23 protein-coding genes are annotated in these 22,469 nt (G+C 60.0%); 17 read left to right on the forward strand and 6 right to left on the reverse strand.

Annotated elements, in window-relative coordinates:
- Nucleotides 1-15 precede the first annotated feature (15 nt).
- The 5 genes from pilM (DAUD_RS04805) to DAUD_RS12935 all read left to right on the forward strand — a co-directional run bounded on the left by pilM (DAUD_RS04805) (nt 16) and on the right by DAUD_RS12935 (nt 4,494).
- The gene (gene pilM, locus DAUD_RS04805; RefSeq protein WP_012302052.1) at nt 16-1,053 is read left to right on the forward strand and encodes a type IV pilus biogenesis protein PilM; all 1,038 of its coding nucleotides are present in this window, start codon (nt 16-18) and stop codon (nt 1,051-1,053) included.
- Nucleotides 1,050-1,652, forward strand: coding sequence for a PilN domain-containing protein (locus DAUD_RS04810; protein ID WP_012302053.1), 603 nt, complete (start codon nt 1,050-1,052; stop codon nt 1,650-1,652). Before pilM (DAUD_RS04805) ends, DAUD_RS04810 begins: the two co-directional genes overlap by 4 nt.
- The gene (locus DAUD_RS04815) at nt 1,649-2,227 is read left to right on the forward strand and encodes a type IV pilus inner membrane component PilO (RefSeq protein ID WP_012302054.1); all 579 of its coding nucleotides are present in this window, start codon (nt 1,649-1,651) and stop codon (nt 2,225-2,227) included. Before DAUD_RS04810 ends, DAUD_RS04815 begins: the two co-directional genes overlap by 4 nt.
- Before the next feature lie 22 nt (nt 2,228-2,249).
- Nucleotides 2,250-3,935, forward strand: coding sequence for a GspE/PulE family protein (locus DAUD_RS04820; RefSeq protein WP_012302055.1), 1,686 nt, complete (start codon nt 2,250-2,252; stop codon nt 3,933-3,935).
- Nucleotides 3,936-4,080: 145 nt separating this feature from the next.
- Nucleotides 4,081-4,494 carry a prepilin-type N-terminal cleavage/methylation domain-containing protein gene (locus tag DAUD_RS12935; RefSeq protein WP_012302056.1) on the forward strand — a complete coding sequence of 138 codons (414 nt, stop codon included), beginning with the start codon at nt 4,081-4,083 and terminating at the stop codon, nt 4,492-4,494.
- A gap of 214 nt (nt 4,495-4,708) precedes the next feature.
- Here DAUD_RS12935 and DAUD_RS04830 read toward each other — a convergent pair whose 3' ends face one another.
- Nucleotides 4,709-6,394 carry an IS1634 family transposase gene (locus DAUD_RS04830; RefSeq protein WP_041570826.1) on the reverse strand — a complete coding sequence of 562 codons (1,686 nt, stop codon included), beginning with the start codon at nt 6,392-6,394 and terminating at the stop codon, nt 4,709-4,711.
- A 492-nt stretch (nt 6,395-6,886) separates the two neighbouring features.
- Here DAUD_RS04830 and DAUD_RS12445 point away from each other — a divergent pair, with 492 nt between their 5' ends.
- A complete protein-coding gene (locus tag DAUD_RS12445; protein WP_166485119.1) occupies nt 6,887-7,036 on the forward strand; it encodes a hypothetical protein in 150 nt (49 codons plus the stop codon).
- A 93-nt stretch (nt 7,037-7,129) separates the two neighbouring features.
- Here the strand turns inward: DAUD_RS12445 and DAUD_RS04840 are convergent, their stop codons facing one another.
- The 5 genes from DAUD_RS04840 to DAUD_RS04860 form a co-directional block, all read right to left on the reverse strand.
- Complete coding sequence (locus DAUD_RS04840; RefSeq protein WP_041570827.1) at nt 7,130-8,758, reverse strand: InlB B-repeat-containing protein; 1,629 nt, start codon at nt 8,756-8,758, stop codon at nt 7,130-7,132.
- Between the two features lie 71 nt (nt 8,759-8,829).
- Nucleotides 8,830-9,186, reverse strand: a complete 357-nt coding sequence (locus DAUD_RS04845; RefSeq protein ID WP_012302060.1) for a prepilin-type N-terminal cleavage/methylation domain-containing protein — start codon at nt 9,184-9,186, stop codon at nt 8,830-8,832.
- A gap of 1 nt (nt 9,187) precedes the next feature.
- Entirely contained in the window at nt 9,188-9,586 is a 399-nt protein-coding gene (locus DAUD_RS04850) for a hypothetical protein (protein WP_012302061.1), read from the reverse strand.
- 356 nt (nt 9,587-9,942) lie between these two features.
- Nucleotides 9,943-11,190 carry an STN domain-containing protein gene (locus tag DAUD_RS04855; protein WP_012302063.1) on the reverse strand — a complete coding sequence of 416 codons (1,248 nt, stop codon included), beginning with the start codon at nt 11,188-11,190 and terminating at the stop codon, nt 9,943-9,945.
- Between the two features lie 14 nt (nt 11,191-11,204).
- On the reverse strand, nt 11,205-11,702 hold the full coding sequence (locus DAUD_RS04860) for a hypothetical protein (RefSeq protein ID WP_041570828.1): 498 nt from the start codon (nt 11,700-11,702) through the stop codon (nt 11,205-11,207).
- A 303-nt stretch (nt 11,703-12,005) separates the two neighbouring features.
- On the opposite strand from DAUD_RS04860, the gene DAUD_RS04865 reads away from it, so the two are divergent.
- The 11 genes from DAUD_RS04865 to DAUD_RS04915 all read left to right on the forward strand — a co-directional run bounded on the left by DAUD_RS04865 (nt 12,006) and on the right by DAUD_RS04915 (nt 22,453).
- A complete protein-coding gene (locus tag DAUD_RS04865; protein ID WP_166485120.1) occupies nt 12,006-12,758 on the forward strand; it encodes a prepilin peptidase in 753 nt (250 codons plus the stop codon).
- A 68-nt stretch (nt 12,759-12,826) separates the two neighbouring features.
- Complete coding sequence (locus DAUD_RS04870; RefSeq protein ID WP_012302066.1) at nt 12,827-14,512, forward strand: GspE/PulE family protein; 1,686 nt, start codon at nt 12,827-12,829, stop codon at nt 14,510-14,512.
- Nucleotides 14,513-14,543: 31 nt separating this feature from the next.
- Nucleotides 14,544-15,641: a type IV pilus twitching motility protein PilT gene (locus tag DAUD_RS04875; RefSeq protein ID WP_012302067.1), complete on the forward strand. Its 1,098-nt coding sequence runs from the start codon at nt 14,544-14,546 to the stop codon at nt 15,639-15,641.
- A gap of 51 nt (nt 15,642-15,692) precedes the next feature.
- The gene (locus DAUD_RS04880) at nt 15,693-16,946 is read left to right on the forward strand and encodes a type II secretion system F family protein (RefSeq protein ID WP_012302068.1); all 1,254 of its coding nucleotides are present in this window, start codon (nt 15,693-15,695) and stop codon (nt 16,944-16,946) included.
- A gap of 95 nt (nt 16,947-17,041) precedes the next feature.
- On the forward strand, nt 17,042-17,563 hold the full coding sequence (locus DAUD_RS04885) for a GspH/FimT family pseudopilin (RefSeq protein WP_012302069.1): 522 nt from the start codon (nt 17,042-17,044) through the stop codon (nt 17,561-17,563).
- 26 nt (nt 17,564-17,589) lie between these two features.
- Nucleotides 17,590-18,033 carry a prepilin-type N-terminal cleavage/methylation domain-containing protein gene (locus DAUD_RS04890; protein ID WP_012302070.1) on the forward strand — a complete coding sequence of 148 codons (444 nt, stop codon included), beginning with the start codon at nt 17,590-17,592 and terminating at the stop codon, nt 18,031-18,033.
- The gene (locus tag DAUD_RS11555; protein ID WP_012302071.1) at nt 18,030-18,500 is read left to right on the forward strand and encodes a PilW family protein; all 471 of its coding nucleotides are present in this window, start codon (nt 18,030-18,032) and stop codon (nt 18,498-18,500) included. Before DAUD_RS04890 ends, DAUD_RS11555 begins: the two co-directional genes overlap by 4 nt.
- 16 nt (nt 18,501-18,516) lie before the next feature.
- On the forward strand, nt 18,517-19,746 hold the full coding sequence (locus DAUD_RS04900) for a pilus assembly PilX N-terminal domain-containing protein (protein WP_012302072.1): 1,230 nt from the start codon (nt 18,517-18,519) through the stop codon (nt 19,744-19,746).
- Between the two features lie 21 nt (nt 19,747-19,767).
- Nucleotides 19,768-20,892: a type IV pilus assembly protein PilM gene (pilM, locus tag DAUD_RS04905; protein ID WP_012302073.1), complete on the forward strand. Its 1,125-nt coding sequence runs from the start codon at nt 19,768-19,770 to the stop codon at nt 20,890-20,892.
- A 6-nt stretch (nt 20,893-20,898) separates the two neighbouring features.
- The gene (locus tag DAUD_RS04910; RefSeq protein ID WP_012302074.1) at nt 20,899-21,564 is read left to right on the forward strand and encodes a PilN domain-containing protein; all 666 of its coding nucleotides are present in this window, start codon (nt 20,899-20,901) and stop codon (nt 21,562-21,564) included.
- A complete protein-coding gene (locus DAUD_RS04915) occupies nt 21,545-22,453 on the forward strand; it encodes a hypothetical protein (protein WP_012302075.1) in 909 nt (302 codons plus the stop codon). The genes DAUD_RS04910 and DAUD_RS04915 overlap by 20 nt, the downstream gene beginning before the upstream one ends.
- Nucleotides 22,454-22,469 lie beyond the last annotated feature (16 nt).

Raw genomic sequence — 22,469 nt, forward strand, 5'->3', positions numbered from 1 at the left:
GTGGGACTTCAAGCTATGGGTTTATTAGGTTCAGGTGGAGCCGTCGGCCTGGAACTGGACACGGTTGAAGCTCGGGCGGTGGAACTGCGGGGCAAGGCCGGTGCGGCCGGCGCGGCCACCTTGACGGCTTGGGGCCGGGTGAGTCTCCCCCCGGGCGCCGTTGTCGACGGGATGGTGTCCCAACCGGAGCTGGTGGGGAAGGCCCTAGCCGAACTGTGGTCCGCCGGCCGGATCACCAGCCGCGAGGTAGTACTCGGCGTGGTAAACCGGGAAGTCCTGGTGCGCTTCGCCGTCGTGCCGGTGATGCCCCGGACCAAGCTTTTTGGTGTCATCCGCCATCACGCCCGGGATCTCCTGCCGATTCCCCTGGACACGGCGGTCTGGGACTATACGGTGATCGGTGAGCGGCCGGGCTTGGAGAGCCGGATGTTCGAACTGCTGCTCGTGGCCGCGCGGCGGGAAATGCTGGACGGCTTTTTGCTGGCGCTGGCCTTCGCCCGTCTGGAGCCGCGGGACATCGACGTGGCCTCCCTGGCTCTGCTGCGGGTCATGCCGCCGTCCCCGGCGGACGGCGCGGTCGTGCTGGTGGACCTGGGCAACGGATCAAGCACTGTTCTGGTCATCGCACGGGGCATGCTGCGGTTGGCCCGCTTTGTTTCGGTCAGCCTGGAGGCGGCCGCCGGCATGCTGGGATGTTCCGTAGAGGAGGCCTTGGCCGGGCCGGGCGGTACCGCGCACAGGCAATGGCCGGCCGAGACCCTGGCCGCCTGGGCTGGCGGCGTGGAGGCCGAGATCCGCGCCTCCGTGGACTATTACCAGCGGCAGGAGCCGGAGCCGGAGGCCGTATCGGAAGTCGTCCTCAGCGGCCGGGGAGTCCGGGTACCGGGCCTGACCACCCAACTGGAGGGCAATCTGGGAGTGCCGGTCAGGATCATCGAGCCCCTGCAGGGGATTACCTTGCCGGCGGGAATAGCCGAGAACAGCTCCTGGTCGGCTCCCGATTTCGCGACCTGTATCGGGCTGGCGCGACGCGGATTGGAGGGGGGACGTTGAATAAGATCAACATCAGCCTTTTACCTCCGGAAATACGGAACCGGCAGCGGGCACGCCGCAGAACCGATTATTATCTCCTGGCCGTCAGCGTGGTAATGCTGTTTTTCTTGGGAGTCTACCTCGTGTTTCTGGGCATCACTTTTCAAGTGCGTGCGGAAGTGAATGCTCTGCGGAAGGAACGGGCGGCGCTCCAGGAGGAGATCGCCGCCTACCAGGAATACGCAACGCTTGAGGAACAGGCCAAGGAGGCATCCAGGATGCTGGGGGACGCCATGGGCACCACCCCGGACTGGGCCTCCCTTTTGGCCGATTTGAGCCTGCACCTGCCCGAAGGGGTCTGGCTCGAAAGCCTTTCGGCTTCCTATCAGAACACGGGCGGCGCTTCCAAGCAGGGGGGCGGTGAATTGACTTTCAGAGGCTGGGCAATCTCCCGGGCGGTCGTGGACGGTCGCCTGGATGAGTTTGGCGCGGTGCCGGGGCTGGCGGAGGCGCGCTGCCGGTTGACAACGGTGGAAAGCACCCGGCTCGGCCTCGAGTTCACAGCCCGGATCCTGCCGGGCGACCCCTACCAGCCGGCCTTTCGGGGGGATGCCCGGTGAAGACCAAGCCCGCCATCCGGCCGCGCGGGCCGGCGCTGACTTTAAGCGTTGTGAGCCTTCTGGTGCTGGCCGCCCTTCTAGCGGCGATCTTCTTTCAGGTGGGTGCCGTCCGCGAGGCCCGCGAAGCGCTGGCCGCCGAGCGGCGCGCGGTGGTCCAAATGGAGGAGCGGCGGCGCTATTTGTTGGAACTACAGAAGAATATTCCGGCCTGGAAGCAGTATGTGGACGCACACCTGTCGTTGATTCCGGCCGGGCCGGAGGAAAACACGCTTCTTATCGAACTGCACGAGATGGCATTCCTGGCCGGGGTGCACGATTTCCAGGTGGGTTTCGGCGAGCCGGTGGCGCGTCCGGGATACACCGAGATACCGCTGACCCTCCGCTTTGAGGGCAGCTACCGGAGTACGCTGCGGTTTTTGGATGAATTGCGGTACGGGGTACGCGCCATCCGTGTGGACAAGGTCAACCTCGTTTCGGGCGGGGCCGGCCCATCCGGCCTGAAAGCGGAGATCACCGCCGCCGCCTTCCACCGGGGCGACGGTGGCGACGAGAAGGCGGCATCACCGCGGCAGTAACCATCAAGAGGTGTAGGGAGAGATGCTCAAGCCGGGAGCGAACCTTCTGGGGATGAACCTGGTGAAGGCCGGGGTGATCACCCAGGAACAACTGGAGGAGGCCTTAAAACGGCAGGACCCGAAAAAAGGCGGGAAAGGGTTTTTAGGGGCCACCCTCGTGGAGCTGGGTTACTGCACCGAAGAAGACATTGCCCAGGTCATCGCCAGGCAAAACGGCGTACCTTATGTTTCACTGGAAACATTCGCGGCCGACCCCCAGGCCGTGGGCCTGATTGCGCCGGAGGTCGCCCGGCGCTACCGCGCCCTGCCCATCGGGTTTCAAAACGGCAAATTGGTGGTGGCCATGAAGCAGCCCCGGGACGTGATCGCGCTGGATGACCTGCGCATCATCACCGGCCGGGAGATCCAACCGGTGGTCATTCCGGACAGCCAGTTCGACGCGGCCATGCAGCGGTACAGCCAGAGCGGCCTGGAGGTCGAGCTGGCGGCTGCGGAAGAAGAAGTCGCCGAAGAAGTGGTGGCCGGACTGGACGAGGCTGCGCAGCGTCCGGCGGTGCAGCTGGCCAACGCCATCTTCAACCAGGCGGTCTGGGCTTCCGCCAGCGACGTGCACATCGAACCCCTGGAGAAAAGCCTGCGGGTGCGCTTTCGCATCGACGGGGTGCTGCACAACATCCTGCAGCCCCCGCGCCACCTACATGCATCGCTGGTCTCGCGCATCAAGGTGATGGCCAACATGGACATCGCCGAGCGCCGCGTCCCCCAGGACGGCCGCTTCACCCTGCGGGTGGAGGGGAAGACCATTGATGTGCGGGTCGCCTCGCTGCCCGGGAGCTACGGCGAAAAACTCACTCTCCGCCTGCTGGACCGCAGTGTCCGGCTGATATCCCTGGAGGAACTGGGCTTCCCGCCGGAGGTGCTGGCCAACTACCGGAAGGTGATGCGTCGCCCGTACGGCCTCATCCTGGTGACCGGCCCGACGGGGAGCGGCAAGAGCACCACGCTCTACGCCACCCTGTCCGCCTTGAACACGCCGGAGAAGCACGTCGTCACCGTGGAGGACCCAGTCGAGTACCGCCTGGACGGGGTCAACCAGATCCAGATCAACCCCCGCGCCGGGCTGACCTTTGCCACCGGACTGCGCTCCATCCTGCGCAACGACCCGGACATCATCATGGTCGGGGAGATCCGCGACCGGGAGACCGCCCGCATCGCCGTGGAAGCGGCGCTTACCGGCCACCTGGTGCTGTCCACCCTGCACACCAACGACGCCGCCGGGGCGGTCACCCGCCTGGGCGACATGGGCATCGAGCCCTTCCTGACCGCCTCCTCGCTGGTGGCCGTCGTGGGCCAGCGTCTGGTGCGCGTCCTCTGCCCCCAGTGCGCGCAGTCCTACGAGCTGGGGCGGGAAGAACTGCTGGCCGGCGTGCCCGACTTTCCCCTGGACGACGGGGAAAAGACCATCACCCTCTACCGTCCGGGAGGGTGCCTGCGCTGCAGCCACACCGGCTACCGCGGTCGGATGGGAGTGTACGAGCTGCTGCTGGTCAGCGAGACCATCCAGCGCCTTACTCTGGAACGTGCTCCGGCCCGGGAGATCAAGGAGGCCGCCGTGGCCGAGGGGATGGTCACCTTCCGCCGCGACGGCCTGCTGCGGGTGAAGCAGGGGATCACCTCGCTGGAGGAGGTGATGCGGGTCACGGCTTAAGCCTTAGAAAAATTATGATAAAAAAGAGGAATTTCCGGCCTGGCTGTCTAACTCCATAATTTGGAGCATCCAGAAAAGGATGGCGGCCGGACCGGTGCTTGGCACACCATCCAACAAGAGAGTGCCCGAAAGGAGGTGAATTTTGATGTTCTACAAATTCGCCCGTTCGCTGAAGAAAGACCAGAGGGGCTTCACGCTGGTGGAGCTGATGGTGGTTGTGGTGATCATCGGGGTTCTGGTGGCGATTGCGGTGCCGGTGTACCGCAACGTGACCGACAATGCGAATCGGAAGACGGTAGAGGCCAACTTGAGGATTATCGACAGCGCCATTGTGCAGCATTTGGCCATTAACCCAGGCGTCCCACCTACATCGGACAATCTGGTGACCGGCGGATTTCTGCGGGCGTGGCCTACCGGACCAACTGGTGTCACAAGGTATGTTATAGTAGGAACTGGCACTGCCGCCAACCCTTATAGGGCAGCTGTAGATATTCCTGCAAATACATTCGGAACACACGCTGAATTGGATGATGCACCGTTACCGATTACTTGGCAGTAACGGTGCCAGGCACCTAACTTATTAACTTATGGATTGGTAAGAGCCTCCTGCCACAATGCGGCAGGAGGTGTTTTTTGTGGGCCGGCGGCCGCGGGTGGAATATGCGGAAGCCATCTGCCACGTTATCCCGGGTTCGACAGCTGCTAGATAAACCAACGGCACAACAAGGCTTCCCCCAAGGGCTCCGGGGAATGGGAAAATTATAGGTGTTTATCTAGGTTATCCGGCAGTCAGAAGTAGTGATGTTCAGTATTTTCGGGGGTTGGGGGATTTTCAGGGCTTTGAACAATTGGTGTTGATCAGGTTCTGTTTCAGTGCGCTGATGCACACGTGCCGTGGGGAACTGGAACTCACCCACGTGCATTCGCTGCAGGTGTGCACGGATGGTGCGCCAGGTCTGTCCAGTTTGGTTCTCCGCTATCCGGACCAGGAGCAGGGCCAACCAGCAGAGCAGCACGTGGGCACGGATGCGGTCCTCCAGCCGGTGGCGGGTACCACCCGAAGGGTGGTCGGGCCGCAGCTCCAGGGTGCTCTTCAGGGTGCGGAAGGCATCCTCCACCTGCAGCAACTGCTTGTAGCCGAGGGCCACGTCCTCCGGGGCGAGGGTGTCATCTGAAGTACGCAGGAGGTACTTGCCGTCCAGGCGTTCCTCGGCCTTGATCTTGTCCTTGTCGATCCGGGGTTGGCCGCGCTTGTCGGTCTTGAGGTAGCGGCCGTAGGTGGGGTGAGCGATGATACTGCAGACCGCCTTGGTGTGGGGCGCACCGTTTAGTTCGCCGATACGGGCCAACTCAAGCTTGAGTTTGTCCAGGGTCTCTTCGCGCTTGGCCTTGTCCCACTCGGCCTCCTCGGGGTTGCGGACCAGGACGTAGCGGGTGCGGGCCTCGCCGTCGCCGATGACGATCTCCTTGACCTCCAGGTTGTCGCGCACGGTCTTGAAGCGGCCCGGGTGGGAAAGCGCCTTTTCCACCGTGTTCTTGCCGGCCCGCATGCGCTCGCCGGCAATGTAGTGGCCGCCGGCCCTTTGCAGATAGCGCAGGTTCTCCTCGGAAGCCATGCCGCGGTCCAGGACGGTGATCACCCGGCCAAGCTTCCAGCCCACGAGGTCTTTTTTGACCTCCTGGACCACGGACATATCGGCGGTGTTGCCCGGCCATACCCAGCAGCGTACCGGGATACCGTCCCTGGTCACCGCGAGACCGATCACCGCTTGGGGCAGATCCGGCCGGGAGTCCTTGGAGTGACCCTTACGCCTTAAACCCTCGTCATCTTCGGTTTCGATCTCGAAGTAAGTGGAGGTGGTGTCAAAGTACAAAAGGTCCACCTCCAGATTAAAGAGATGGCTGACTTGACAAAAGACTTGGTACTGCAAGGATTCCTCGGCCTCCAGCAAGAAGTCCAAGGCCCGGTAGAGGTGGTGGAGCGGGATCTCCGGCAAGTCCGGGATGTATACGTCCTGGGCCACCCACTCTTCCACGGCGCGCTTGCTCATGGGAGCCAGGGCCCGGTTGGCCACCAGGGCGAAAATGGTCCGTTCCACCGGGCTCTGGAACTTGCGTTCTTTGAGCAGTTGCGTAAGAATCCGGTCCACACCCAGGTGTTTCCATAATCCTTGCAGTACCCAGGCGCCACCGAAGGGCTTGGAACTTTCAAACCCGAATTCCGTACCGTAGTCGCGGCGGGCTTCAAAGCGCAGCAACTCATCCGGCCCCAGGTAGCGGCAAATACTCCGGGCCAGGCGCTCCAGGCCCGCGCGGTCCACGTTTTCTGCACGGCCGAAGTTGTAGAGCACCTGGACCTCGGAACGACGTGTTTCAGGGTTCCAAGTATTGTGGGCCAGTTGCACGTAGCAGGTTTGGGTTCCGTTTTTGTTCTTGCGGACGGTAGTGCGGATATACATATCTATATTGTAGCACGTGTACCAGTGATTCGACAATACCCAACTTATCAAAACGTATATCTATGCCTTTTTTGGATTTACGCAATGCCTGAGCCCGCAAAGTATTGATATTACTGGGTTTTAGTTTTCCGAATGCCTAGAAAATGGCCCGGAACTGTCGAACTCGGGGTTATTCGGCGGGGGAACAACCGGGAGTATATTTTTGAAACCGACGGGACAAGCAAAGTCTGCTGAGGGAAATAGAAAAATGCCGGATAGCCATGGGTGTCAAGCTGTTCGGCTACGTCATCATGGGAAACCACTGTCACCTGATTTTGCAGACCACGACCAGTCCGTTGAGCAAGGTCATGCACCGGATTAACGGGCGGCGAGATGGAGAAAGCTGAACCTTACCTGGTCAAGGGTGCTGAGTATGGGGCGTACGCTCTAGAACGGTATGTAGATCTTGGGAAGTTCTATCTGCACCAACAGCGGTTTGAGGATGCAGAAAGGGTGTTTTTAGCCGGACTAGGTTTCCGGGACGCCGCCCTTAAGGCATTACCTGATAAGGACAGTGTTAAGAAGCAGATCGCCGAACTTAATCTTTTGCTGGCGCGTATATACGACAACAGGGAGAACGCGAATTGTCTCAGCATCACCTGAGGGCTGCCGAGACTATAAGCGTTAAGTGAATTTTTACCCTGTGGAAAAACGACGAGGATAAGTCAAGTTTACTTTGGGAAATCTATCTGCCGCCTATTCACTCAAAAATGGATAGTCGGCGACCGAGCTGAAGAAAGTGTTTATATGCTTGAAAGTGACGGTGGTCCCGCCGCGCGTAACAAAAAAGCCGTCTCTGGCGATCACCACTCCCTCGAAGAACTCTCCCTCAAAGGTCACTCTTCCGTTCGGCGCGTATAATACCCCGCTGACCCCGCTGCCTCCAAGCCTAGTGATGGTGATATCTCCCTTGCTGACGATGACCACGTTGTGCGCGGTCGGCCGCCAGGCGGTCGACGAATAATTATCGGCATAAATTTTAATTCCACTTGTCAGGGCTCCCCCGGATACATATCCGTTGGCGGCATACCAGGCGTCCGGTTTTAAAGCAGGAAAGCCAAAATCAGGCACCACAAAGCCCGGAACGCTGTCCACCTTGATGCATTTTGAAATGATGCCAGGGCTCATGCGTTTGGGATGGGTTAGAGTACCCGTATAGTAAATGCGCGCATTGGGCTTGAGGTCGGGTGTCCAACCCAGTTCCACATTCCCATTGACATAAATATTGCCGTGGATTACCGCGTCCTTCAAGCGCAGATTGCCGGCGACGTAGACGTTGCCGTAAACATCACGCTTCCCTTTCCATAAAGTCAAGTCGCCGTTAATATAAATGGAACCGGTGTTATCGGCCGCGCCTAAATCGGCGCTCCCTCCATCCAAATCTACAGAGCCGTCTATATAAATTGTTTTAACGTCGATATGAGAACCCTTGTTCAAATCATCTTCCCCCAAGTTCCCCTTGATTACAATGGTGGCGTTTCGTCCTTCAACTTTTTCGCCTTCAAAAACCAAGCGGCCTCCATACACAAACACGTTCTGATCCTGCAAAAAGTCATAAAAATCATATTTATCCACAAAGTAGGCCCTTGCTTCTATGTCTTTGTTCATGACGATCGTGGTGGTGGCCGTAGTGATATTGACTCCATTGATGAGCCACTTCTTGAATACCCATCCGTCCGCCGGAAAAGCCGTCAAAGGCACCGTGGTATTCTTTTCATAAACGTGGTCGCCCGCCTCCGGGGATGTGGTACCATTGCCTTCTGCTACCGAGACCGTTAGCGTATATCGTTCCGGAGGTGTTTCCGCTGGCCGCTCACTTTTGTAGGCAACAGCCACTCCGTCTTTACCGCTTGAATCGGCCAGGGGATTCAGAAGCCGAATCCTGCCGTCTATGGCGTAAGCATCTTCACCGCTGTTGGCGACGCGATAAGCCAAAAACTCCCCGTCCAGGGAAAAACCAAGATCCTCCTTCAGCACGACCCCCTCCGAGATGCGGTCAAAGACCGTATCTTCGCCGCCGCCTGCTTTCCGGTGCTTGAGGACACCATCCTTAACGTAAATATAGTTGAGGTCCGCGGCAAACGATTGGGGGACGGAACCGAGCACATATACGTGGGTGGCATACCTTAGCTCTTGGGTAATAAAGTCGGCTGCCAGGCGAATATTCTGCCGCACCCAGGAGCGCTGTTCCCCCGCGGTAAAAGATTGGTGGCCGAAATAAAAAAAGGTGTAACCTATTGCCAGTACCGCGCCCAAAAGGGCCGCCCCGACCAGCAGCTCCACCAAGGTCAATCCCTTGTTGTTCCCGGGGCCGCGCTCAAACATGTTTTGCCCTCCCCGGCTCCACATGTTACTTAACCTCGTATCCTTCAAAGGTTAGTTCAGCACGGTCGGACCTATTCGGCCTCGGCGTTGTAAATATTTGTGGCCATAGTAATACAAACCAAAGAACCTTCCTCAACAATGCCGGCGTCATCTATCCGCATCAGATAATTGTCTCCGGTGCGGGTTGAGAACGAAATTTCAAAATCGGCCTTTCTAGCAACGTCATTTCGGCTTATTTTCTCTTCCAAGACTTGCTGGGTATGATAAATAAGCCTACTTTTCTCACCACTGTCCATTATGCCTTTAAAGCTCGCGCTCAAAAGGACAGCGGCCGCCGCAATAAAGATAGCCAGTAAGGCCACGGCAACGATTATCTCGACCAGGGAAAAACCCCTGTGCGTTGATGGAAACCGGCTTTTTCCCCTCATCTCAGCGGCTCCAATATCTATTATTGCTGCTGTCGATTTCCAGTGTCAGGGTTTGTGTTACGCCGTCCACTTCCCCTGTTGACTGAATGACCAGTCTTTGCGCCTGCTTGTCAATCCGCACGGAAAAATGCTTTTCCGCGTTGCCTTCCAAATTATACGGTCCGGAAATCCAGGGATAATCATCACGGGCGATTAAAGATTCGAAATTGTTAACGGCGTAATCCGCAACCAGCTCCGCTCCGGATCTGGCCAGGTAGTGCGCCTGCATTGCTTTTTCTTGTACGATAACATGCTTTACGTCTGTCATGGAATAATACCACAAAGCCGTACCAAGTAAGGATATCACCAAGATCACCATGAGCACCGAGGGCATAGCCCACCCTTTTTCGCTAAAAATCATACCTGTTTACACCCCCGGTCCGTAGCCATCAACCTTATCTTCCTTATCTTCCTAGCTTAGTTCAGCATTATACACTATGTTTTTTGACAAAGAAACCTTTCAATAACGTATTCCCACTGTAACAAGGCCGTTTTCGTCGGCGGCGGCGAAGATGAAGCGTCAGGAGGGATTTCGGTGAAATCGGCCGGCCCGTCCCGGGGTTTCCGGCCGGCGAGCAAAAACGGCGGCTGAAATCTAGCGGGGCACCGGGCCGCTGAACCGACAACAGGCGGCACATTATCTAAATCAAGGTCAAGCGGGGTGCGTCTTAGAACGCGCTCCTGGCCGGTTTTCGCCATATCTTGAGGCGCTTTTGTTTATTCAATCTTCTTGTTCAACGCCTCGATCTGCTTGATCTTTTCCGGGGACTCCTCGACCCAGAGCACGTAGTGAGGGTTGTCCGCGTCTCCCGAGAGGTTGCGGGAGATGTGGAAACTTCCGATCGGCACGCCGCTGAGTTCGCTCAAAAGGTGCCGCCTGGCGTTTGCCGCCTCGTGGGCATGAGCACCGGTGGTCGAGGCCACCGGTACCCGTATCCTCTGCCGCGTCCCGTCGAGGCCGGCCAGGGCGCCGCGCACCTGGTTCTGGAGGTGGGGCGGACAGATCACCAAAATCTCCTGGCTGATCTCCGGGTAGTTGAAGGTTTGGGTGGCCACGTCTTCAAAACCGAAGGCTGCCAGGCGAGAGGCCGCGTCGGCGGCCGAGATGTTTTTGAGCTGGTACACGAACACGGTTCGTTCCCGGGCGTCCAGGGTGTCGAGCGCTCTGGCCAGATCTTCCACCTGGCCCCAACGGTTGTGCAGTGTACGGTCAAAGATCAATAGCTGATTGCCCAACACCACGGACTGGGAGACGTCCAGCCCCGCCTGACCCAAAAGGTCCGCCAGCCGGACCGGTGACACCTGCGTAGTCGTGAGGGTCCGGTATTGCAGAGATAGTTCATTCTCCGCCCGGTCGACCGCCTGCAGCAGTTCCCGCAGCTTGTGCAGGGCCTGTGGGGTGCCCTGAGCCCAGAGCACCTGGGGATTGGTATCCACCGAGATGCTGGAGAGGGGGATGCCCAGCTCTTCTATCAAGGGTTTCACCTTGTCCGCGGTAACAAACAGCAGGTTAAACCGCGTCAGGATCATCTGCTTGAAGAAGTCGTTGTGCAGGGTGTCCGGGTCGGCAATGACGATGACGTTCCCCTCGCGCAGGTAGGACAGTCCCTGGGTCTGAAGAATAAGCTCGAAGGCCTGGGCCAGGGTTATGCCCTGGGCCTCGAAAGTAACCGGACCCGCGGCTTCATCCACCAGAACCATGCTCACGCCCATCTTGATGGCCAGCGCCGACAGAACGTCCCGGAGGTCCGCCTGCCGCACGTCCAAGGTGATGGCCTCGCCGCCCAGACCGGCAACAGAGATGGAGTCAGTGATTCCCGGCGCTCCGCCCAGGGCGGCCTGGTCCGGGTTCCCGCTCCCCGGCGCCGGGTTCGGCCAACCGACCAGCAACAGCACGATGACCAGGAAGTGGACCAGCGGTTTCAAGAAGCGGCCTTTCGGGTTGGGCTGTGTTGCGTATTTCAATGACCTGATCCTCCTCAGCGCCTTCCGGCCAATGAGAGTTCCAACTCTTGCTCGCCGGCGGTGAGCAGAACGGTGTCCTTGTCGATTTTCGAGACGGTCCAAACGCTCTGCACCAGGTCCCCTTCGGAGACCACGTAGGCGGCGTCGCCGGCCTCGATGATGGCCAGGTTGCCCCCGCGGCCGCCCAGGATGACGCCGGCGAGTTCCAGGGGGCCTATAAACGGATCCTTGACCTGTTTGCGTTTGGGAGTTTCCTCCGGTACCGGGTCCAGCGGCCTCTTGGTCTTGGGCAAAACCTCGTACGCCTGGCCGGCTTTGTCCGGGCCGGTTCCGGGCGGGGCCTGGTCGGCGGGAACGTTGCCGGCGTCAGGCTTCAGGATGACGTACGTCACTGTGCCCGCGCTGATAACGACAAAGGCGATGCCCAGCGCCGCGATGACCCGCAGGTGGCGTTTGAAAAACTCGGTCCTGCTGGTCCGTTCCACGTTCACTTCAGGGTTGCTCTCGGCCACGCCAAGCTCTCTCTCCTTCCCCCTTCTGGTTAAGGGACACCGGAACACAGAGGGTTTACTCCTGGATACAAATTGGAGATTCGGCGCGAATATTGAGTTTTCCTTCCGGATTTTGGGGCATGACTAGTTTTTTGCGGTTCATTACGGGAACTTGTGAATCGCCGGCGATTGTGTGGATGGTTTGAGTAGTGCCAAGCAGGTGTTTCGACAACATTGCATATAATTCCTGGAATATCTATACTTTGAGTATGTGACTACGTGTTTCGGGCGCTTATAGGTTCAAACTAAAACGTGGGGGTGCGGGTGGTTCTCGAGGGCCTCCTGATATTCGTGCTCGGATCCATCGTGGGCAGCTTTCTCAACGTCTGCATCCACCGCCTGCCGGTCGGGGAGTCGGTAGTGTTTCCACCGTCGCGGTGTGTCTCCTGCGGGGCGAAGCTGGGCTTTATCGACCTGGTGCCAGTGTTCAGCTTCCTCTATCTGCGGGGGCGGTGCCGCCGGTGCGGGGTGCCTATCTCGTGGCATTACCCGCTGGTGGAGTGCGCCGCCGGTTTGTTGTTTGTCCTGGCCTGGCTGCGGTTCGGCGCCACCTGGGCGACGCCGGGCGCCTGGGCACTCTTTGCGGTGTTGCTCATCGCAACGCTGATCGACCTCCGCCATGGAATCATTCCCGACCGGGTCGTGCTGGCCGGCCTGGTGCTGGGGTTGCCGCTGGTGGCGCTTCAGTCGTGGGCCGCCCTGCTCTGGGGCGCGGCCGCGTTTTTGGGGGCGGGCCTCTTCATGCTGGCCATCGCGGTGATATCCCGCGGGGGGATGGGTGGGGGCGATATCAAACTCGCGGCGCTGATGGGGCTCTACCTGGGTCCGGCGGGGGTGGCGCTGGCGCTGTTTCTGGCCTTTTTGGCCGGGGGAACGGTGGCGGTGTTGCTGCTGGCCACCGGTCGGAAGGGCAGGAAGGACCCGGTGCCGTTCGGGCCGTACCTGGCGCTGGGAGGCATCGTCGCCGCGCTCTGGGGAAGGGAGATAATCAGTTGGTATTTTGGTTTGTGGGGTTAAAAAGAAAAGGGAATACCGATCGCATCTAGAAAGTCTTGGTGAGCTTCCGATTGTTTTGAGGTGTTGTTGTGGCGGAGGCAAAGACTTCCAAGAAGCAACTCGGGGAACAACTTATTGAAAGAGCTCTGATCACCAGGGAACAGCTCTGGGAAGCCCTGCGGATTCAGTCCAAGACCGGCGACAAGCTGGGCGTCATTCTGGTCGGGATGGGTTTGGTCTCCCAGGACGAGATCAACGACATTCTGGGCTTGGCTCCCACCGTGTCCCTGGAGTCGATCGACCCTGATTTGCTGAAGACTGTACCGGAACAACTTATCCGGAAATATATGGCCATCCCGGTGAAGAAAGAAGGACGTAAACTGACACTAGCCTTGGCCGACCCGACAAACATCCTGGCGATAGATGATTTCCGCCTGATTCTGGGGTGCGAGGTGGAACCGGTGAAGATGGCGCAGGAAGACATCGAGGCGGCGCTGCAGAAACACTTCGGCATCCCGCAGTTTGACAAAGCTTTCGAGGAATTTGACCTGGAAGTGGCCGCGGAGGAGGAAGAGCCGGAAGAGGAAAGCCTGGTCGACGACGCCCCCGTGGTGCGGTTGGTGAATTCCCTGTTCCTGCAAGCCATCGAAATGAAAGCCAGCGACATCCATATCGAACCCCAGGAGACCGGACTCCGGATCAGGTACCGGGTGGACGGCCTGCTGCGGGAGGTCGCCCACCTGCCCAAGAAGATCCGCCCCGCCGTCATCTCTCGTGTCAAGATTATGTCCGAAATGGACATCGCCGAGAAAAGGGTGCCCCAGGACGGCCGTATCCCACTCAAGTTTGGGACCAAAGAGATCGACATGCGTGTGTCAACCCTGCCGACGGCTTACGGAGAGAAAGTGGTCAGCCGCCTGCTGGACAAGTCGGGTATGCAGAACTACCGAATCGAACAGCTCGGCTTTCACCCGGACAACCTCAGGAAGTTCCAGTCGGCTCTTCGCAATGCTTACGGGATGTTGCTGATCACCGGCCCCACGGGAAGCGGCAAAACCACCACCCTCTATGCCGCCCTCAACCAACTGAACACCCCGGAGAGGAATATCACCACGATTGAAGACCCGATTGAGTACATGTTGCGGGGCATCAACCAGACACAGGTGAACGTCAAGGCCGGAATGACCTTCGCCGCCGGGCTTCGCTCGATTCTGCGGCAGGACCCGGACATCGTGATGGTCGGAGAGATCCGCGACCGGGAGACGGCTGACATCGCCGTGCGGGCGGCGGTAACCGGCCACCTGGTGATGTCAACGCTACATACCAACGACGCCGCCAGCGCGGTAAACCGCCTGGTGGATATGGGCGTGGAGCCTTTTATGGTCTCGGCCTCCCTGCTCGGGGTGGTGGCCCAGCGTCTGGTGCGCCGCCTTTGCACAACATGCAAGGAGGCCTACCCGCTGCCGGAGCACGATCCGGTGCGCCAGTTCCTCGGCTGCGACTCTGCCGATGCGGTGACGCTCTACCGGGGCCGGGGCTGTAACCGGTGCGGCCAATCCGGGTACCGGGGCCGGGTGGCTCTGCACGAGGTGTTCATCGTCGGGTCCGAACTCCGTCCCCTGATTTCGGCCAACGTGCCCGCCGACCAGCTTAAGCAGAAAGCGGTTCAGCACGGGATGATCACCTTGAAACAGGACGGAGTGTATAAGGTGCTGGAGGGCCTGACCACCGTGGACGAAGTTATGCGCGTGGCCTACATCGGTGAGGATGAGTAGCCGCGCTTGATTCTTTAAGGAGGCGCGCGGGATGCAGATAGACGAGATTCTAAGACTGGCCTTCAAACTGGGCGTGTCCGACGTGCACCTGACGGTGGATAGCCCGCCGGCCTTCCGCCTGCACGGCGCCCTCCTGCCGTTTGATGCTCCGGAATGGCAGGGGCGGCTGGAAATCGACCCATCGTACGTGCGGGCCTTGACTCCGGCCGATACCGACGGGCTGGCCCGGCAACTCATCGCTCCGGAGCGGTACAATGACTTTCTCCGGGTCGGGGATTTGGACTTTTCGTACGCTATCGAGGGCGTGGGGCGCTTCCGGGTGAACGCGTACAAGCAGAAGGGCAACGTGGCGTTGGCGCTCCGCCTGATCAACTCCAGGATTCTGTCATTCAGCGAACTCGGCCTGCCGGAAATTCTGGCCTACCTGTCCCGCCGGCCCCGGGGTATGGTCCTGGTGACCGGTCCCACCGGCAGCGGCAAGTCGACCACCCTGGCGTCCATGATTGACCTGATCAACCGGGAGCGGCACGACCACATCATCACCCTGGAAGACCCGATCGAGTTTGTGCACGTGCACAAGAAATGCCGGGTCAACCAGCGGGAGATCGGACTGGATACCGGATCCTTCGCCAGCGCCCTGCGCGCCGCTATGCGCGAGGACCCCGACGTCATCCTGGTGGGTGAAATGCGCGACCCGGAGACGGTCGGGATCGCCCTGACGGCGGCCGAGACCGGCCACCTGGTTTTGGCTACCCTGCACACCTCCAGCGCGGCCCAGACCATCGATCGGATCATCGATGTCTTCCCCCCGCACCAGCAGCAGCAGATCCGGGTTCAACTGGCCAACACGATCCAGGGAGTGGTCGCGCAGCAACTCATCCCCCGGATCGACAAGCCGGGACGGGTGGCGGCCATTGAAATCATGGTGGCCACGCCGGCAATACGAAACCTGATTCGCGAAGGCAAGACCTACCAGATCATCAGCCAGATTCAGACCGGGGCGAAGTACGGAATGCAGTCGCTGGATATGAGCCTGCGCACGCTGTACCAGAAGAACATGATCAGCAAGCAGGAGGCCCTGAACCGGGCGGCTGACCCGGAGAGTCTCAGGAAGATGATCGAGGAGTGACGTCGCAGCACGGGTAGAGGTTCCGAGAGTTGTGTTCAACATAGGATGCTCATGCTGAAAAAACGGCTCGGAGGCAAGATCGGGAAAGTGAAAGGCCGTAAGTTCAGGTACAAGGCCCGGAATGAGTCCGGGAGACTGGTGGGGGGCACCATCACCGCGGAAAGCGAAACCGCCGCCCGGGCCCGTTTGAGGGAGCGCCGGTACTTCGTGGTGGAACTCAAGCCGGCGCCGCAAGCCGGGGGTTCATCGTTCGCGGCGCTGACCGCGCCGAAGGTGACGGCCAGGGACCTGGCCGTATTCTGCCGCCAGCTGGCCACCATGGTCCAGGCCGGAATGCCGCTCCTGACCTGTTTGAACGTACTCGGGCAGCAGAGTGACAACAAGACCCTGCGCCTGACGGCGGCGTCGGTGGCCATGGCTGTGGAAGCGGGGAATACCCTTTCGGAAGCGCTACGCGCCTTTCCCAAGATCTTCCCCGAACTCTTTGTCACGATGGTCGAGGCCGGAGAAACGGGCGGCGCACTCGAGGAGGTGCTGGAGCGCCTGGCCACCCAACTGGAGAAGGATGCGGACATCAGGGCCAAGGTGAAGTCGGCCATGAGTTACCCCCTGGTGATTTTGGCCGTGGCTCTGGCAGCCATTTCCATCATCCTGATCTTTGTGCTCCCGACCTTTACGGAGATGCTGACTTCTATGAACCTGCCCTTGCCTGTACCGACCCTGCTGGTGATCGGGCTCAGCGACTTCCTGCGGGGGTACTGGTACCTGGTGCTGCTGTCGTTGGCCGGGGCCGTCTTCGCACTGCGGCAATACGCACGCACCAAGAATGGGCGGCGGGCCGTCGACCGGCTGATACTCCGGCTGCCGGTCTTCGGCACGCTGATCAGGAAAATGATCATCGCCCGGGTGAACCGGACCTTGAGTTCTCTGGTACGGAGCGGAGTGCCCCTGCTGCAGTCCCTGGCCATTGTCCGCCGTATTGCCGGCAACCAGATCGTGGCCGAGGCCATTCTGAGCGCCGAAAACAGCGTCAAGGAGGGCGAAGGGCTGGCGAAGCCGCTGGAGAGAAGCAGGGTTTTCCCGCCGATGGTTACCCGGATGATCGCCATCGGCGAGGACACCGGCGCCCTGGACAACCTCCTGGACCGGGTGGCCCAGTTCTACGAGCGGGAGGTCGACGCGACCGTGTCCCGGCTTTCCAGCATCCTGGAGCCCCTCTTGATGGTTTTCTTCGGGCTGGTCGTCGGTTTCATCCTGCTCGCGGTTTACCTGCCCATGTTCAGCGTTGTTGCCGGGATAAGCTAGTCTGGGTGCCCGGTAGCCGGAGTGTGGTAGTCGCGTACAGTAGTATAGTATAGTTAAGGTACGAGAGGGGCGCGCGGCAGAAGGGGTGAGCGGGTTTGCAGCCGCTGGAGGGCCGGGGTGGCGAGCCGGGGAGCGGGAAAGCCGGGAGCGCGGGTTTCACTCTGATCGAAATGGCGGTGGTCCTGGCGATTATCGGGATCATTCTGGCCGTCGCCGTGCCGAATATGCGAACGTCCCTGGATTCCTATCACGTCCGGAGTGCCGCCGCCGAGATCGCTACCACGATCCGGTACGCGCAGCAGGAAAGCGTGAGCCGGGAGATGCGGCACAAGATCGTATTCGATTCCGGGCGTAACAGCTATACCCTGTACAGGATTGAGTGCGTGGATCCGGGGGATCCGGAAGAGATCCAAACCGAACTGGAAAGCAGCTCTTTGCCGGCCAATGTGCTCTTGGCGGGCACAACCTTCCCTGCCGGCGAGCTCACCTTCGGGGAGCAGGGCCGCCCCTCCACGGCGGGGCAGGTGACCCTGAAGGGCGGTTCGGGGCAGTCCCGCCTGGTGGTGGTGGACGGCACCGGAGGGGTACGGGTGATGACCCCTTCCGGGGAATCCTGAGCCGGACTAGACAGGGGGAAGCGGGCATGACCACAGGTTTGACACTGCGGCAAGGGGGGACAGGAGGCGTGACCTCCCGGAAAACCGGTCTGACACGCCAATCGGTCGGTTTCACGGTCATCGAGGTGCTGGTGGCCACGGTAATTATCTCCATTGTGCTGGCGCCCCTGGCCACCGCCTACATGCTGCATCACCGGGCATCGGTACGCGCCGGTGCTGAAACCACGGCGCTAATGCTGGCACAGGACAGGCTGGAGGAGCTGAAAGCCAGACCGTACGCCGAGGTGGCCGGCACTGCCTTCCGGTGGTTCACCGAGGTACCGGGCTACGAGCAGTACGCCGGTTACGGGTACGAAGTGGAGGTAAGCACCGGAGCGCTCCGCGTCAAGACAATTACCGTCACGGTGACTTACCCGACCCTGGACGGCACTGGCACGCTGGCCTTGCAGACGGAACGGGCGCGACGATGATACGGTTGAGGCTTTGCGACGGACAACGCGGCTTTACACTGATAGAACTGCTGATCGCATCACTTATCCTGGTGCTCGTCCTGACCGTGGCTCAGATGCTCCTTTTTGAGGCCCTGGTTTCCTGGCAGAAGGGCGAAGCCCGCCAGGAGGTGCGGGAGAATCTGCGACGAGGCCTAGACCGCATGTCCCGCGAACTGCGTGCGGCCCAGGGACTGACGGGGGGCTGTGACGAGGGGCGGCTGGTGTTCGTCAATACCGACGGCAATACGGTGACGTACTATGCAAATGAAGAACGGCAGCTGGTCCGCGAGGTGGACGGGACGACCATAGTAGTTGCCAGGGGGATCAGTGAAGCCCGGTTTTCTTATCACGAGTCCGGCCGGGTGGCCATACGCCTGCGGGGCGATGCCGAAGGGACCAGTCTCGAACTGACGACAAGCGTAACCCTGCGGGAAACGACCGGGTGACCGGGGGTGAATCAGCGTGGTGCGCAATCGGGAAGGTGAGGCCGGCCAAGCCTTGGTTCTGGTAACCATGGTAGTGGCCATCGCCATTGTAGTGGCTTCCGCCCTGGTGACACTGGGGACCGGCGCGGTTAGGGTTGCCCGGGCACACACCGACGACGTGAAGGCCTACTACATCGCCGAGGCGGGCATGGAGCGGGCATTGGCCCAGTTGCGGCTCCAGCCGTCGTGGGAGGGCTTTGTCGGTAACTGGGAAGGTTTCGACCCGGCCGACGGGTCGGTTGCCTTCGGCGGGGGGAAGTATGCCTTTGAGGTCGCCGCCGGGGAATGGGACTCCAACATGCGCCGGGAAGTAACCATTACTTCCGTCGGCAGCTATGGCTCAGCGCAAAAGACTCTGGTAATGCCTGTCCGGGTAGAATTGCACGAGGCCGTCTGGAACTGGCCGGGTCTCTTTGTAGATGGGACGACAACCCAGTCTTGGCTGGGCTCCCTTTCGCTGGAGATAACCGATGAAATCCTTGAGAATATTGGGAAGGTGTTCGTGCGCGGCAGTCTCTCCGTTGGCGGAAACGCACGACTTACAGGAAACAGCCTCCACGTTCTTGGCGACCTAAGCGTCAGCGGGAACGCCAGGGTGATCATGAACGAAGTCAAGGTGGGGGGAAGCATTACCGGTCCAATAAACGATCCGTCTGGAAAGGGGATTCAGGTGCCTACTCCGGGTGACTGTCAGAGCGGCTTAGATCCGTTCCCGGGTGAGCCGCCGGAAGTCCTCACCGAACAAATGCTGCAATACTACAACGATCTTGTTCAGGACGAGTACCTTACGACATGGGACAGTAGTCACCTGAGCAGTCTGGAGGGTATCTATCGCCATGTGGGGGACCTTACGCTGTCGGGAGAGTATGCCGGCTACGGTACCATAATCGCCACCGGCAACATTACGATCACCAGGAACTTGACGAAAACGACCGGCGCGAGCGGTTCACTAAGGCTTATATCCTTGGGCGAACAAGTCAAGGTGCAAACCTGCACGCTGGAAGCAGATGTGATCGCCCGAAAACTCTGTTTGAATGGGAACGCAGGCCTGAAGGGCACCGTTATTGCTCAGAACGTGGTGCTGAGCGGTGGCGGAAACGGTGTAAATTTTGAATATGACCCGGGTCGAATCCTGACCAACGGCATGGCTTTGCCCGGAACCGAGGTTAAGATTCTTGGCTGGCGTGAGAAATACGGGGTTTTCTAGCCAAGGAGGGGGACGCAGGTATTGAATGTCAAGCAACTGGTGAAAAGGATTCTGCCCCAGCGCACCACCTTTACGGCCGTGGACTACGGCACGCGGGCGATCAAGGTCGCGACGGTGAGCCTGGCGGGGCCCCAGCCCACGCTGCTGCAACTGGTGCGAACGGCCCAGCCGGAGCTCGGGAACGATGAGACCGACGAGGGGGCCCGGCTGAGTCGGCTGGCGGAGGCGGTGGATGCGGCAGGGATCAAGGGCCAGCACGTGTTTGCCGCCCTGGGGGCGGACAAGGTCATCACGCGCCTTGTCCGGGTGCCCAGAATGCCGGAAAAGGAACTGGCCTCGGCGGTCAGTTTCGAGGCGGAAAAGTCCATCCCCATTCCGTTGTCGGACCTGATCGTGCGGTACGTCAAGCTGGGTGAAACCGAGGGCGAGGATGGGACGCAGCAGCAGTTATTGCTGGCGGCGGTGCCGGCGCAGGTGGTGCACGATTTCTACGAGCTGTTTGTCCAGGCCGGCGTGACCATCTCAGCCCTGGACTTGCAGCCGCTGGCCCTCTGGCGGGTGTTGGGCGGGGTGGTCGGCCACGAGGAACATCCCGCGGAGGTGGTGGCCGTGGCCGACCTGGGCGCGGCGCACACGACACTCATTGTGGTTGACCGGGGGGCGCTGGTATTCTGTCATTCGCTGGGTGTGGGCGGAGACCTGCTGACCAAGTCCATGGCCGACACGTACGGGATCGATTTCGGCGAGGCGCAGCAATTGAAAGAGAAGAGCGGGAAGATCCTATCGGCGGAGGAGGCGGCGAACATCACCTCGCCCGACGAGATGCAGCTGGACTTTTCCCTCCGGGACGGCCTGGGCGAAATTGTGCGGGAACTCCGCCGGGCGTTGGATTATTACGCCGCGGGCAAAAACGCCCGGCCGATCAAAAGGTTGGTGTTGAGCGGGGGGACCTGCAATCTCAAAGGATTCGTGTCCTTTATGGCTGAGGCCCTGGAGTTCCCGGTGGAACTCGGTACCCTGCCGTTTGCGGTACCCGAGGGCGTTGAGGCGGAGATGTCGGTGTGCGATCCGGCGATGTTCATGGCGGTGGGGCTGGCTTTACGTGAGGCGCGGTTCAGCCTCACCAGGCCGGGGAAGGGGGACTGAGTTGTTATGTACAAGATCAACCTTTTACCGCCTGAACTCCAGAAAGATGTTTCCGTGGATATGGGGCGTCTTAAGAAACTGCTGGTTTTGGCGGCGGTGTTCGTGGTGCTGGTCGGTAGCTACGGTTCATTTCTCTGGCAGTACCACGCCCGTAACGCGGAACTGGCCCAACTGCGCGCCCAGGTGGCGCTGGTGAAACCAATCGCCGAGCAGGTGGACGCGCTTGCGGCCCGGAGTGCGGAAAACGAAAAGCGCAGCGCGGAGCTGGAAACGCTCCTGTTGGGTCAGATCAGGTGGACCAGGCTGCTGAATGACATCAACTATAACCTGCCGGCCGACGTGTTTCTGGGTGTGATTCGGGCCGGACGGGTAGAGGATGTCCCGGTTCTGGGCGGTTTTGCTTCCCCATCTGGTTTGAAGGCGGACAAGACAGCGGCCGGCAAGGCCGAGCCGCAGGGCTTGGTACTACCCAACGTGATCACGATTCAAGGGGTGGCCCAGTCCACCGCTTCTATCGGGGTGCTGATCAACAACCTTTACAGCCTGCCCTATTTCGAACTGGTCCAACTCAAATACCTGGAAGAAGAAGTGCTTACTTTCCACGGACACAAGCTGTTCGAGGTCGACGCATACCTGAAAGGGGCTGATATCGATGTGGCAGAACCTCAGTGAACGGCAACGGCTCCTGGTAATGGTAGCGGCGACTGTCCTGGTGTTTGCTCTGCTCTACCTGTTAGTCTTGAGCAGGCAGATCAGTGCTTTTCAGAGGGCTGGTGCCGCCCTGGAGGCCACCAGTGCCGAACTGCAACAGTACCGGGCCAAAGCGGCACGTTTCGAGGTGGAAAAGGAGAGGGAGGCTGCTTCCCAGATCCGGCTGGAGGAACTCAGCCGGCATTTTGACACCAACTACCAGAGCGGAACGGTATTGGTAATGCTTGGCATCAAAGCCTTGGAGGAAGAGGTGTTCATCGCGGGCCTAAAGCCTGGCGCGGTGATTGAAAGAACCGGTTACTTGGTACTGCCGGTGGAGCTGGAATTCTGGAGCACTTATGCAAGTTGCCTGTCCCTGATCAACTACCTCGAAAACCTCGGCAACTTGGTGCACGTCTTAAATCTGGAAATTCAGCAGTACTTCGGGGGTAACGACCTCCTAACCGTTTTTGAACACGGCTTGGAACCGGTAGTGCGCACCAAGGTCACCCTGGCCTTCTACACTGTGCCGGACGCTGGTCAGGAACTGTACGGTGAGGTCATGCGTATTCAGGAATGGTCGCAGGGGAGGGGCACCAGGGCCTTTCAATACCCCGGGGAGCTTTTCGGCAAGGTTTCGCCGCATTTTGAAGTGCGGATGGGCGGGGAGGTCCCACTCCTGTACCTGGTAACCCTGCCGGAACCGGAACAGGAATCCGGGGAGACAACCGGTACCGGTGTCCGGGACAGTGATCCGCCGACAGTAGAGCCCGCACCGGAGGTGCGGGAGGTACCGGCGGGGCAGCTGGCTTCCGAACCGGATTCGGGCGAGGGACCGCCTGGGGCTGTTGGTTTGCCCTTTCACAATTAGGTAACGCTTGGGGGCG

Source organism: Candidatus Desulforudis audaxviator MP104C (assembly GCF_000018425.1).
Taxonomy (GTDB): Bacteria; Bacillota; Desulfotomaculia; order Desulfotomaculales; family Desulforudaceae; genus Desulforudis; species Desulforudis audaxviator.

Excerpts from the sequence above, each read along its gene's own strand:
- pilM (WP_012302052.1), top strand. The coding sequence starts at position 16 with ATGGGTTTATTAGGTTCAGGTGGAGCCGTCGGCCTGGAACTGGACACG.
- DAUD_RS04820 (WP_012302055.1), top strand. The coding sequence starts at position 2,250 with ATGCTCAAGCCGGGAGCGAACCTTCTGGGGATGAACCTGGTGAAGGCC.
- DAUD_RS12935 (WP_012302056.1), top strand. The coding sequence starts at position 4,081 with ATGTTCTACAAATTCGCCCGTTCGCTGAAGAAAGACCAGAGGGGCTTC.
- DAUD_RS04830 (WP_041570826.1), bottom strand. The coding sequence starts at position 6,394 with ATGTATATCCGCACTACCGTCCGCAAGAACAAAAACGGAACCCAAACC.
- DAUD_RS04840 (WP_041570827.1), bottom strand. The coding sequence starts at position 8,758 with ATGTTTGAGCGCGGCCCCGGGAACAACAAGGGATTGACCTTGGTGGAG.
- DAUD_RS04845 (WP_012302060.1), bottom strand. The coding sequence starts at position 9,186 with ATGAGGGGAAAAAGCCGGTTTCCATCAACGCACAGGGGTTTTTCCCTG.
- DAUD_RS04850 (WP_012302061.1), bottom strand. The coding sequence starts at position 9,586 with ATGATTTTTAGCGAAAAAGGGTGGGCTATGCCCTCGGTGCTCATGGTG.
- DAUD_RS04875 (WP_012302067.1), top strand. The coding sequence starts at position 14,544 with ATGCAGATAGACGAGATTCTAAGACTGGCCTTCAAACTGGGCGTGTCC.
- DAUD_RS04880 (WP_012302068.1), top strand. The coding sequence starts at position 15,693 with ATGCTGAAAAAACGGCTCGGAGGCAAGATCGGGAAAGTGAAAGGCCGT.
- DAUD_RS04890 (WP_012302070.1), top strand. The coding sequence starts at position 17,590 with ATGACCACAGGTTTGACACTGCGGCAAGGGGGGACAGGAGGCGTGACC.
- DAUD_RS11555 (WP_012302071.1), top strand. The coding sequence starts at position 18,030 with ATGATACGGTTGAGGCTTTGCGACGGACAACGCGGCTTTACACTGATA.
- DAUD_RS04910 (WP_012302074.1), top strand. The coding sequence starts at position 20,899 with ATGTACAAGATCAACCTTTTACCGCCTGAACTCCAGAAAGATGTTTCC.
- DAUD_RS04915 (WP_012302075.1), top strand. The coding sequence starts at position 21,545 with ATGTGGCAGAACCTCAGTGAACGGCAACGGCTCCTGGTAATGGTAGCG.